The sequence below is a fragment of the Rathayibacter sp. KR2-224 genome, assembly GCF_049446075.1.
Lineage (GTDB): Bacteria > Actinomycetota > Actinomycetes > Actinomycetales > Microbacteriaceae > Humibacter.
In genome coordinates, this window is sequence record NZ_JBMSEB010000002.1 from 243,553 (window position 1) to 255,748 (window position 12,196).

The following is a 12,196-nucleotide window of genomic DNA, read 5'->3' on the forward strand; positions in this document are numbered from 1 at the left end:
TCCAGTCGGGGCGTACTTCGATTTCGTTGCGCGTGCAGGATGCTCGCTCAGAGCATCCTGCACGCGCTCCCGGCTTAGACGCTCCTACGGCGCCGGCGGCCGAGGAGAATCGCACCCAGCCCGATGATCAGAATGATCGGGGCGCCGTAGACGAACCAGCCGTTGAGGTTCGACCCGGTGTCCGCCAGCCCGGACGCAGCGGTCGGATCGGGGAGCTTCACCGTCGACGGGTCCGAGGTGATCGGATTTCCGCTGGGCGGCGTGCCGATCGCGGTAGCTGTGTTCAAGAGCGGCTTGCCCTGCGCGACATCCGCTTTCGTCACCGTGTAGTCCGCGGTGCAGGTCACCTGCGCGCCGGGCAGCATCGAGGCGGCTGCCGCCGGGCAGACCGGGTTGGTCAGCACGCCGCTTCCCGTGAACGTGCCTTCGTCGGGCTTGACGTTCACAAGCGTGACGTTTCCGGTGTTCGTGATCAAGAACGAGTACGTCACCGCCTGACCGGCCTGCGCGATGGTCTTCACGCTTGCCGTCTTCACCAGGGTCAGTGCCGGCGCCGGTGGGTCGGGCAGCGTCACCGTCGAACGCGGCGACACGACATCCGGGCCGCTTGGCGGGGTGCCGGTTGCCGTCGCGTTGTTCGTGATCGATCCCGCATCCACGTCGGCCTGCGTGATCGTGTACGTGGCCGTGCAGGTCACCTGCAAGCCGGGCGCCAACGAGTCGGCTCCCGCTGGGCAGACCGGCGACGACATCGTTCCGCTGCCGGTGAACGTGCCTTCGATCGGTTGCACGTGCGTCAGCGTCTCGTTCCCGGTGTTCGTGATCACGAACGAGTAGGTGAGCAGCTGCCCGACCGTGTAGTGCGCAGGATCGCTCGGCGACGCCGACTTCACAACCGTCAGTGCCGGGTCTGGCTCGACAGCGACGACGGCCGACGACGGTTCAGACACAGGTGGCTTCCCGGTCTGCGGAGTGCCCGTCGCGGTTGCCGTGTTCTTGACGGATCCCGCATCGACGTCCGCCTGTGTCGCCGTGTAGTCGGCGGTGCACGTGACCGAAGCGCCCGGCGCCAGCACGATCGCCGGGCAGTTCGCGTTCGGCATTGAGCCGGTGCCCGTGAAGTCCGTCTCGGCAACCGTCGGGTTCTTGAGGGACACGTTGCCGGTGTTCGTGATCAGGAACGAATAGGTGATCACTTGGCCGGCCGAGTCGATCTGGATCGGTGTTGCGGTTTTGATGAGGGTGATGGCCGGTGCCGGTGTTGCGGTCACGGCTGCCGATGACGGGTCCGAGACCGGGTCCGTCCCGGACGGCGGAGTACCCGTCGCGGTCGCCGTGTTCGTGATCGAACCGGCATCCAGATCCGCCTGCGTGGCCACATACGTTGCCGTGCACGTCACCTGAGCACCCGGCAACAACGTCGCAGGCGGACACACCGGGGCAGGCGCAGTACCCGTACCCGAGAACGCCGTCTCCGTCACCTGCGGATTCGTCAACGTCACATTGCCCGTATTCGTCACCAAGAACGAATACGCCACCGACTGACCAGCAGCCGTCACCGTCGTCGGCGTCGCCGACTTCAGCAAACCGATCGAAGGATTCGACGGAGCAGGAATCGTCACCTGCGAATCCGGAGACACCGGATCCGGACCCGACGGCGGCGTACCCGTCGCCGTCACATGATTCGTGATCGACCCAGCATCCACATCAGCCTGCGTGATCGTATACAGCGCCGTGCACGTCACCTGAGCACCCGGCGCCAACGACGCCGCACCAGCATCACACACCGGAACAGACATCGAACCCGACCCCGTGAACGCACCCTCCACCGGCACCACATTCGCCAACGACACATTCCCCGTATTCGTAATCACAAACGAATACGTCACAACCTGACCCACCGTGAAATGCCCAACATCACCAGGCGACGCCGACTTCACCACCGTGATGGCAGGCGCGGGCGGAACCGTGACCACGGCCGAGGATTCAGGAGACACGGGATCTGGACCGCTGGGCGCATTTGCCGTGGCGGTCGCGGTGTTCGTGACCTTCCCGGCATTCACATCGGCCTGAGTCAACGTGTAGTCCGCCGTACAGGTCACCGAGTCACCAGGCGCCAACGTCGCAGGCGGACACGCCGGGGCGGGCGCGGTGCCGGTACCGGAGAACGTCTTCTCCGCAACCTGCGGATTCTTCAGCGTCGTGTTGCCCGTATTGGTCACCAGGAACGAATACGTGACGGAATCCCCGACCTTCCCCACCGACGTAGGCGTCACAGACTTCACCAGGGTGAGCGCCGACGCGGGCGGAACCGTTACGACAGCCTGTGACGGAGGGGACACCGGATCCGGGCCGCTCGGCGGAGTTGCCGTCGCTGTCGCGGAGTTCGTGACCGTACCGGCATCCACATCGGCCTGAGTCAACGTGTAGCCCGCCGTGCACGTCACCGAGTCACCGGGCGCCAACGTCGCGGGCGGACACACCGCAACGGGCGCAGTGCCGGTGCCGGAGAACGTCGTCTCCGCGATCTGCGGGTTCTTCAGCGTCGTGTTGCCCGTATTCGTCACCAGGAACGAGTACGTGACTGAGTCCCCAACCTTCCCCACTGACGTGGGCGTCACGGACTTCACCACGGTGAGCGCCGACGCGGGCGGAACAGTCACGACGGCGGACGACGGAGGCGATACAGGTGCAGGGCCAGACGTCGGGGTGCCCGTCGCGGTCGCCGTGTTCGTGATCGAACCGGCATCCACATCGGCCTGACTCAACGTGTAGCCCGCCGTGCAGGTCACCGAGTCACCAGGCGCCAACGACGCCGCGCCCGCAGGGCACACCGGGTCGGAGATTGCACCGGACCCCGTGAAAGCGCCCTCATCCACGGTCACGTTCCTCAGAGTCACGTTGCCGGTGTTCGTCACCAGGAACGAATACGTCACCGAATCTCCCGCCTTACCGACCGAGGAGGGTGTTGCGGTTTTGATGAGGGTGATGGCCGGTGCCGGTGTTGCGGTCACGGCTGCCGATGACGGGTCCGAGACCGGGTCCGTCCCGGACGGCGGAGTACCCGTCGCGGTCGCCGTGTTCGTGATCGAACCGGCATCCAGATCCGCCTGCGTGGCCACATACGTTGCCGTGCACGTCACCTGAGCACCCGGCAACAACGTCGCAGGCGGACACACCGGGGCAGGCGCAGTACCCGTACCCGAGAACGCCGTCTCCGTCACCTGCGGATTCGTCAACGTCACATTGCCCGTATTCGTCACCAAGAACGAATACGCCACCGACTGACCAGCAGCCGTCACCGTCGTCGGCGTCGCCGACTTCAGCAAACCGATCGAAGGATTCGACGGAGCAGGAATCGTCACCTGCGAATCCGGAGACACCGGATCCGGACCCGACGGCGGCGTACCCGTCGCCGTCACATGATTCGTGATCGACCCAGCATCCACATCAGCCTGCGTGATCGTATACAGCGCCGTGCACGTCACCTGAGCACCCGGCGCCAACGACGCCGCACCAGCATCACACACCGGAACAGACATCGAACCCGACCCCGTGAACGCACCCTCCACCGGCACCACATTCGCCAACGACACATTCCCCGTATTCGTAATCACAAACGAATACGTCACAACCTGACCCACCGTGAAATGCCCAACATCACCAGGCGACGCCGACTTCACCACCGTGATTCCGGATATCGGCACGTTGCTCGTGCACAGCGGGTCGGTCGAGCCTTGTGCGCAGTTGGACGGCAGCGAGCTGACGACCGTGTTTGCCAGGTCGTGCGGCCCGTTATCGGGGTCGTTGATCAGAACGGAGTACCTGATCGTGGCAGACGCTCCCGCCGCGAGCGGACCGGTCCACGACAGGTTGGGAGCGGTGTAGGCCACCGTGCCGGCGGTCGCGTTGGCGTCGTTCTTGTAGGTGGCGTCGGAGAGCACGTTCGTCAGGCTGTCGTTGAACGTCGCAGGGGCGGCGGCGGCGTACGGCATCGTTCCGGAGTTCGTGACCGTGACGGTATAGGTCACCGTCTGGCCCGGACTTCCGGATTGGGCGGACGCCACCTTCTTGAACAGCAGGGCGCACTGGGCCGAGGTCGGCGCGACCGTGAAGGTTGCCGTCGGCGTCGTGTTCCCGGCGGGAGCATCCGTCGTGGCGCCGGCCGTCGTAATCGCCGTGAAGGCATCCGTGATGGTCGTCGAGGTGGAGCAGGCGACCGGGTTCACGGTCGTCGAGTAGCACATCTGCGAGTAGGTGTCGCCGGTGCGGCTGATGGAGATCGAGCCGGCCGAAACGGTCGCCTGGTTGGTGACACCCGCGAGGTTGACGGTGACCGTCAGGCTGGCGGTCGAACCTGTTGCAGGTATCGAGGAGATGTCGAGGGTCGTCTGCCCGGGCGCCAGGGTCACGCCCGTGAAGCCGGGAACGGCACCGGCGGATCCGGAAACGGTGACGGAGGCGCCACCCGAATACTCGGACCCGGTCAGCCCGTTCAGCTTCACCGTGCCCCAGGCGACCGAGTGCGACTGGCCGTCGCACCAGGAGGGCGCCTGCACCGAGACGGAAGAGGATGCCGTGACGCACGGCCCGCCCGTCGCCCCATTGAAGATGACGATCTGGGCGCCGTTGCCGTTATCGGCCATACAGCCTGGGAGGTTCGCCAACGGGCGAACCGTGTAGCTCTGCAGGTCTGCCGGTCCGGCGAAACCGGCACACGCGGGCACCTGCCCAGTGCCCACGCGCAGGGCGAAGTCGTAGCACAGCGTGGAGGTGCTCGAATAGGTGATGTAGTACTTCGTGCCGACCATGACTCCTGTGCCGAAGCCGAGGGTCGGCGGCGAGAAGCCGTACTGGGTCAACGGGTACGGATTCGCGATCTGTACGTCGGCGGTGGAGTAGCAGCCGGTGTTGATCGCTGCGTGGAATACCGAGCACGCTCCGAGAACGGCCCCTGCTGCGGAGAGCACGGGAAGCACTTCGCTCGGTGACCCGGACTGCGTCGGGCCCACGCTCTGCGCCGTGACCAGCGTGGGCGTTGCAGTGCCGACGTTGTAGCCGAAGAGGTAGTTGTCGTTGTTGCCCGTGGTGTACGTGAAGTAGAGGTAGTTGCCATAGGTGCCGACTTCGGCGTGATACGCGGTAGAGACCGTGACGGGGCCGATGCCGGCGTTCGTGACTCCGCAGCTGGAGGCCGTGGTCGGGTTGAAGCAGAGCAGGTTGCCCGTGGTGTCGACGAAGTAGTACCGGCCATTCGTGGCGCGGATGCCGTCACCTGCGAGCTGCCCGTACGCCGCGCTGACCGGAGCAGCCGTGACCGTGTCCAACTGGGTGAATCCGCAGCTGACCAGTGTCGTCAGGTTGAGGCACTGCAGACCCACCGCGTACCTGCCCCCGACGGCCGCCAGGGCTCCGACCGGCCAGTACAGCAGACCGCCCTCGATGAACGAGCCGTTCACGCCCGCGGTCGTGTAGCTAATTGCGCCGGTGCCGAGCGCCGCGCCCGGCACAGCCGAGACGTAGCTGGCGTGAGCCGGCCATCCTGGGCACACCGCGTTGCTCAGAGTGGAGCAGAACACCGTGGCTGCGTTGGGGCTGTGGTGATAGACGGTGTAGATGTTCGAGCCGAAACCCTCGACGCTGTAGCCGTCGCCGCCCGGTGTGTTGAAGTTCGCCACCGCGTTCGTGAAGCTTGTGGATGTCTTGGCCGCGGCGGGATCGACCGTCCCGGTCGCCCCTACACCGGTGGACCCGGCGACGGGAGCGCCTGCGGTGTAGGTCGAGCCGCCGTTCGTCGAGTACTGAGGGGACATCCCCGCCGGAAGCTGCAACGACCCGTTCACGTAGGTCTGCCCTGCCGTGATCGGATCTTTCCACTGCACCTGGGTCGCCGAGGCACTGTTGGTGTTGTTCGTGTAGTCGGTGACCCACTTGATCGTGTCGCCCGGGTTGGCGGTGCCTGCGGGACCGCCGGAGACGGCCGTCGAGTTGGTAGTGGTGTCTGTGCCGGATTTGGACACGGTCGACAAGGGGGTCGACGACTGGGCGGCAGCAGCGGGTTGTGGCGTACTGGTCAGCAGGACCGTCGCCATGGTGGCGGCCACTGTCACGACAGTGAGAGCGGCAGCCAGAACCCGGAACCGCCTAGTCGGGCGTCCGGAGTGCCAGAAGAGCCCGCGTACCAACGCGATGCCCCTCGCGTCGGTCGCTGGTTCGTCGCTCTCGCTGCGCGATGCGCGCGATGCCCGTGATCCCATGTGTCTCCCCGTCTCGACACAGCTCAGACCGGGACGCGAGTCCCGAGTCTGAGCGATAAGCGCTAACAGCTGCTGCACCATCGCTAGACCACTGCGCGCCAAGCCAAGGGCATGGAGCACGTCGGGGGGAAGACAACAGACGAAATATCACCCGAAACCTCACCCTCGTCTGCCCCTCTATGGGGGCAGAGGGGTCGAGAATCGCTGTAAGCCCTCTCAGCTCGAGACGACTTTGAAAACGTGGCGGTGCCAGACCAGCGCCGAGCTTCGCTGCACTGCGAATGAGACCATCGGCGCGTCGTCGTCAGGCGGTCGCTTCTGCGATCGCGCGCCGTTGCATGTGTTGGCCGTCGACAGCTCTCCAGCGCACCGGGATGTCCTGCATGATCAGGATGTTGTCGAGGTGCGCCGACCCTGCGGGCAAGCTGTCGAAGTAGCTCGATCGTATGGATAGCGCTGTGCCGGCGCGGACGTGCCACTTCGTCGGCTGCAGGCGCAGCCCCTCGAGCTTGTTCTCGGCGCGAGCGGGCGACCAGCCGATCTCGCCCTTTCGGAAGAACCGGGATGCGTCGTCGATCGTGGGAAAGAGGGAACTCGACCACTCATCCGTAGTTTCGACGTCGGCGTGCGTGGTTGCCGTCGCCGAGACCATGTCGACCGTGAATCGGTCGCCGGATTCGCGCACCGTGAACCGCGCGTGCTTGTGGACGCCTGGGAACACACGGCCTCCGGCCGCAACGGGCAGCCACGAGGCCGAGCATCGCTCGCGGATGTAGACACCATCGTGTGTTCCCTCGTCGTCATCCCACTCGACGGCGACGCGATGCGCGGCTGCCTCTCCGCGCCAGCCGACGTCGGCGTGGACCCAATCCGGTCTGAGGGCGCCGAGCCGAATCAGGCAGATCCCGGCCACTGCGTAACCGTCGACGAGCTGAGGCCGAAGACCTTTCGGCACAAGCGAGGAGGCGGTGTCGGGATCGAGGCGGTAGTTGATCAGAAGCCGACGTTCGAACTTCGCAGACAGTGACATCCCTGCTGACCTCACGCTTCGACTCCTGTCTCGGATGCGTCGATCGGCTTGGTCGATTTGCCCCGCACCGTGCGAAGCACGATCTGCTCAGGGCACACGGCCGAGAGGAAGCTCCCGACCGCCAAAGCGAGACGATCACCGACCAGCGAATACAAGATGCGGTTGGAGTCGCGGCGCTCGGTGATCAGCCCGGCGGCTCTCAAGACAGACAGGTGCCGCGAAATCGTCGGGCCGCTTGCAGAGAACCTGGCAGCGATCTCGCCAGCTGCCATCTCGCCGTCCTTGAGGTCTTCCAGAATCTGCCGTCGCGTCGGATGGGCCAACGCGGTGAAGACCTCGGAGCTCGCATCCCGCATATTTAGTAGCATAGCAATATTGCTAAATACACAAACAGTCGAAGTCCGACTGACGTGATCAGCGGCGATGCCGGCGCTACGAGTCCCGCATCCGCGCTCGGAGCACATCGAATTCGCACCCCGGCGCATCCGGATCGAAGCCGTGCTCGATGAGCCAGCGCGATGCCGTCAGGCTGCGGAGCGACCACCACGCCCTGACCACCTCGCGATCCGCGTCGCCGTACCCGGCAAGCAGATCGTCCAGGCGTTCCTCGTGCCCGAGGGTGAGGATGGCGAGGTCGAACATGGCGTCGCCCGGGGCTGCCTCTGACCAGTCGATGACGCCGGTGACCCGGTCACCGTCGACGAATACGTGGGTGATCTGCAGGTCGCCGTGGATGAAAGCCGGGTTCCATGGGCGCAGCGCGGCCTCCGCGATCTCGCGGTTGTGCCCGATCACCTCGGGGGGCAGAACACCGTTCGTAAGAAGCCACGCGCATTCGGTGTCGAGTTCCGTCGCCACATCGCCGAGCGTGCGCCCCGGCCAGGGCGGCAGCGGCGCGTCGTGCAGCTTGCGTATGGCGGCGCCAGCCGCGGCCCACGCCGCCGGCGACGCGGGCGACGGTTCGCCGAGAACGCCGAGGGCCGTGCCGGGCACGGCGGCGAGCGCGAGCACGGGCGGCGCGTGCCAGAGAATCGTCGGCGTGGGTATGGGCGCCATGCCCATCGCCCGCACCTCGACCTCGGCATGCGCGGGGTTGCCGTCCACTTTCAAGAAGACGTCGCCGACCCGCAGCGTGGCGCGCTGGCTGTGGGCGACGACGACTTCAACCTCATCCATACCGGCCATCCTGGCCGAAACGGCCGCCGAGTTGCCGCTGCAGCTGCGACTCCGCGAGACGCGCTTCAGACGCGGTCGTGGAGAGTGACGTGGTACCCGTCGGGGTCGGCGAAGGTGAACGTGCGGCCGAACGGGCCGTCGATCGGAGCCGAGACGATCGTGTGGCCGTCCGCGGCAAGTGCGTCGTGAATGGCCTGCACGTCGGTGGCGTGAAGCCAGATGGCCGCACCGATGCCGGGGTGCGGAACAGACGCAAGGTCGGTGCCGGGAACGATGTCGCGCAGGGCGAACGCGATGGGCGTCGTTTCGAAGACGACCGCATGCGGAGGACCCGCCTGGGAGCGGGTGAGGCCGAGGTACTGCTCATAGAACGCCTGGGACGCGTTCAGGTCGCGAGTCTGGAGAGAGATGAAATCGGGGCCGGTGGCTGGCATGGTGTTGCTCCTTCTTTATATGTCAGTTTTCTGACATCACTCAACCTATGTCAGACTACTGACATGAGTCAAAACCGGGAAGGCGTCGACCTGGAGACGTCGCTTGGCTACCTGCTGAAAGAAGCATCCAGCGCACTGCGCACTGCCATGGAAGACGTGTTGCGGCCGCTCGGGATGACCATCACCCACTACTCCTGCCTCGAGCTGCTGGCACAGCGCCCTGGCCTGTCGAACTCCGAGCTCGCCCGCGGCACCTTCGTAACGCGGCAAACGATGAACGTGCTTCTGCAAGCCCTCGAGCGAGACGGCTACGTCACCCGGCCGGCGGAAGCCCCCGTCGGCAAGGTTCTCCCCACCCGGCTCACGCCACGCGGCCGACGAAGCCTGGAGAAGGCATCCGCTGCGGTTCGATCCGTTGAGGCCAGAATGCTCGCGGGCCTCACCGAGGACGAGCAGGCGCATGCGTTCACGATCCTGCAGAGCATGATCCACTCGTTGCGGCACGACGACGAGGGCGGGCGGGTGCGCTAGCCCATTCCGACCTGCCGTGAAGTGGACAGACCGTTGGCCGGATCTCGATGATCCTCGTCCGATTCCCGATGGTCCGCCGTCGGCGGCAATCGATAGCGTCGAGAGGTGAGGGTCGCACTGCAATTCGCCGCGATGGGGCTCGTCTGGGGTGCGAGCTTCCTATTCATGAAGGTCGCCCTCACGGGCGTGAGCTTCGGGCAGGTCGCCTGGGCCAGGCTCGTCTTCGGCGCCATCACCCTGGGCGTCATCGCGCTCGTGATGCGGGCACGCCTCCCCCGCGAGCCCATCGTGTGGTTGCACTTCGCCGTCGTCGCGGTCACGTACTGCGTCATTCCGTTCCTGCTTTTCGCCTGGGCCGAGCAGTACGTGTCGTCGAGCCTCGCGAGCATCTACAACGCGGTCACGCCCATCACGACGGCCATCCTCGCGACCGCGGCATTCCGAGTTGAGAAGCTGAACCGAGACCAGGTGCTCGGTGTGGTGATCGGCATCCTGGGCGTGGTCGTCGTCGTGGGACCGTGGGCGGTGGATGCTCTGGCCGGCAGTTTGTGGGGACAGCTCACGTGCCTGGGAGCCGTCACCTGCTACGGCTTCAGCTTCGGCTACATCCGGCGCTTCATCAGCCCGCGAGCCGTGTCGGCGACGACGAGCGCGCTGCTCAACATCGGCATCGCGGCGGTCATCATGATCCTTCTCACGCCGCTGATCGCCTGGCATCCCATCGCCTTCAGCTGGCCGGTGCTGCTCTCGCTGCTTGCGCTCGGCGCGCTCGGAACCGGCGTCGTCTACATCTGGAACATGAACGTGCTGCGGGCCTGGGGTCCCACGATCACCTCCGGCGTCACGTACGTCACGCCGGTCGTAGGCGTCGCGCTCGGCATCCTGGTGCTCGGCGAGCACCTGACGTGGAACGAGCCGGCGGGCGCGGTGATCGTGATCGCGGGCATCCTGCTCACCCAGCAGCGAGTGCGGCTGTTCACCAGACGTCAAGCCGAGCCTGCCGTGCAGGAGGCTGCGGCCCGCCAATTGCGCTGAGGATGCCCGCGGCGCCTTCGTCCGTCTCAGCGTCGCGTCGCAGGTGGGAGCTAGGTTTCACCCATGGGTGTCGAGGTGTGGCGTGTTGAGGATCATCTGTCGATGGGGACTGAGGCATCGGTTGCGTTGTGGCGTGAGCTCGAGAGGGTGATCCTCGGGTTCGGGCCGGTGTCGTTGGCTGTGTCGAAGACCACTGTGACGTTCAAGGGGTCCCGACGAGGTTTTGCCGGAGCGCGGCCGAAAGGCGACGCGGTCGTCGGATACTTCGATCTGATGCGTTCTTTGGGAACGGATGATCAGCGCATCACGCATGTTTCGCCGTACGAGCAGCGCCTGTTCGTACACCGCTTCAGACTGAGCTCTGTCCAGGACCTGGACGCCGAGTTCGTCGGCTGGTTGCGCGACGCGTACGGGGTGGGATGCGGCGCCCATCTGGCCTGATCGCGCGCCTGGTCTCTTCGCTTGGAAGCGGCGACGCGGGTGGCCGCGACTACCGGACAGGATCCGAGAAGTGGCGGCCACCCAGTAGCGCTGCTAGAGGGTTGCGGCCAGGTTCTGCATGGTCGCAATCTCGGCGGTCTGATCGGTGGCGATCTTCTTCGCTAGCGCGACGGCATCCGCGTTCTTCCCGTTCGTGATCTCCTGCTGGGCCATCTCGATGGCGCCTTGATGATGCTGCACCATCTGGGTGAGGAACAGCTTTCCCGCGTCGGCGCCTGACGCGTTCTTCAGCGCCGCCATGTCCGAGTCGGACATCATGCCGCCCATGTCGTGCGCCGGCATCCCGGTGGAAGCCCGCCACCCTGTCAACCAGCCGTTCATGGTGCCGATTTCGGGCTGTTGAGCAGCCTTGACCTTCTGCGCAAGTGCCGTGACGCGCTCATCCACCCCGGCTTTGCCCAGCAGCATGTCTGCCATCTGAATCGCCTGCTGATGGTGCATCACCATGTTCTGGGCAAAACGCACATCGGCGTCATTGTGCGAGCCTGCGGTATTCGCGGTGGCCGACGCAGAGGAGCCGCTCCTGCTCATACCGGGATGTCCGCCCGAGGGGGTCGCGGAGCATCCGCTGAGGAGCAGCGCGGTAGCGAGGGCGGTCGCGGAGGCCGCCGTGATCGTGAACTTCATGACAAAACTTCTCTCTTACTCGAACCTGAATCGGTCGACGACCCCACGGGTCGACGAATCGCCTGTGCCGGGTGGCACCCGGGACGGGAGGAATCAGGTTCGACTGATGGAGAGAGTGAGAAGCGACGGCGGGCTGGGCGGTGCGCGGGTTGCCAGCAGGGCTTCGGCCAGGTCACCCAGCAATCGACGAAGGGTGGTGCCCCACCGCGCTGTCACAACACGGACGATCAGGATCAGTGTCGTGATCAGCAGCGCGAGCAGGCAGACCATGGCCGTCATGTTGTGGCCGGAATCGCACATCCCGTTGCAGTCCGGCGGGACCATGCCGTGCGCACCCACCGTAGCCATCGAAGCCTCGGTGGGTAACGCGGCGTGCTCGACAATTCCCGTGCCGCTCAGCTCCTGAGAGATCTCGGCAGCCTGGTGCAGCGAAGGTCCACTCGGGCCCGCAGTAAACGTGTGCATCGCGAGCAAGCCGATGAGGATGCCCGTCACAGCGAGCAGCAGAACGATGACGCGCCGCAGGCCACCGAGCCGTGACAGCAGAACGCTTTTGCTGAGCACGACACCCCCAACCGACTCGAAGTGGCGGACCCTAGGGTAGC

General features: G+C 65.5%; 10 protein-coding genes. 3 read left to right on the plus strand and 7 right to left on the minus strand.

Annotated elements, in window-relative coordinates:
* Positions 1-74 precede the first annotated feature (74 nt).
* The 5 genes from ACO2Q7_RS13470 to ACO2Q7_RS13490 all read right to left on the minus strand — a co-directional run bounded on the left by ACO2Q7_RS13470 (position 75) and on the right by ACO2Q7_RS13490 (position 8,897).
* Positions 75-6,257 carry a DUF7507 domain-containing protein gene (locus tag ACO2Q7_RS13470; protein WP_423356219.1) on the minus strand — a complete coding sequence of 2,061 codons (6,183 nt, stop codon included), beginning with the start codon at positions 6,255-6,257 and terminating at the stop codon, positions 75-77.
* 304 nt (positions 6,258-6,561) lie between these two features.
* Positions 6,562-7,302 (minus strand): DUF2071 domain-containing protein, encoded by a 741-nt coding sequence (locus tag ACO2Q7_RS13475; protein ID WP_423356220.1) that lies wholly within the window; start codon positions 7,300-7,302, stop codon positions 6,562-6,564.
* Positions 7,299-7,643, minus strand: coding sequence for a metalloregulator ArsR/SmtB family transcription factor (locus tag ACO2Q7_RS13480; protein ID WP_423356221.1), 345 nt, complete (start codon positions 7,641-7,643; stop codon positions 7,299-7,301). The genes ACO2Q7_RS13475 and ACO2Q7_RS13480 overlap by 4 nt, the downstream gene beginning before the upstream one ends.
* Positions 7,644-7,719: 76 nt before the next feature.
* Entirely contained in the window at positions 7,720-8,463 is a 744-nt protein-coding gene (locus ACO2Q7_RS13485) for an aminoglycoside phosphotransferase family protein (RefSeq protein WP_423356222.1), read from the minus strand.
* 65 nt (positions 8,464-8,528) lie between these two features.
* Entirely contained in the window at positions 8,529-8,897 is a 369-nt protein-coding gene (locus ACO2Q7_RS13490) for a VOC family protein (RefSeq protein WP_423356223.1), read from the minus strand.
* 63 nt (positions 8,898-8,960) lie between these two features.
* Between ACO2Q7_RS13490 and ACO2Q7_RS13495 the strand changes: the two genes are divergently transcribed.
* From ACO2Q7_RS13495 to ACO2Q7_RS13505, 3 genes are all read left to right on the plus strand, one after another.
* Entirely contained in the window at positions 8,961-9,428 is a 468-nt protein-coding gene (locus ACO2Q7_RS13495; protein WP_423356224.1) for a MarR family winged helix-turn-helix transcriptional regulator, read from the plus strand.
* Positions 9,429-9,533: 105 nt separating this feature from the next.
* On the plus strand, positions 9,534-10,463 hold the full coding sequence (locus ACO2Q7_RS13500; protein WP_423356225.1) for a DMT family transporter: 930 nt from the start codon (positions 9,534-9,536) through the stop codon (positions 10,461-10,463).
* A gap of 63 nt (positions 10,464-10,526) precedes the next feature.
* The gene (locus ACO2Q7_RS13505; RefSeq protein WP_423356226.1) at positions 10,527-10,904 is read left to right on the plus strand and encodes a DUF5655 domain-containing protein; all 378 of its coding nucleotides are present in this window, start codon (positions 10,527-10,529) and stop codon (positions 10,902-10,904) included.
* A 93-nt stretch (positions 10,905-10,997) separates the two neighbouring features.
* Here ACO2Q7_RS13505 and ACO2Q7_RS13510 read toward each other — a convergent pair whose 3' ends face one another.
* Both ACO2Q7_RS13510 and ACO2Q7_RS13515 read right to left on the minus strand, forming a co-directional pair.
* The gene (locus ACO2Q7_RS13510; protein WP_423356227.1) at positions 10,998-11,591 is read right to left on the minus strand and encodes a DUF305 domain-containing protein; all 594 of its coding nucleotides are present in this window, start codon (positions 11,589-11,591) and stop codon (positions 10,998-11,000) included.
* Between the two features lie 93 nt (positions 11,592-11,684).
* Entirely contained in the window at positions 11,685-12,155 is a 471-nt protein-coding gene (locus ACO2Q7_RS13515; protein ID WP_423356228.1) for a DUF6153 family protein, read from the minus strand.
* Positions 12,156-12,196: the final 41 nt, after the last annotated feature.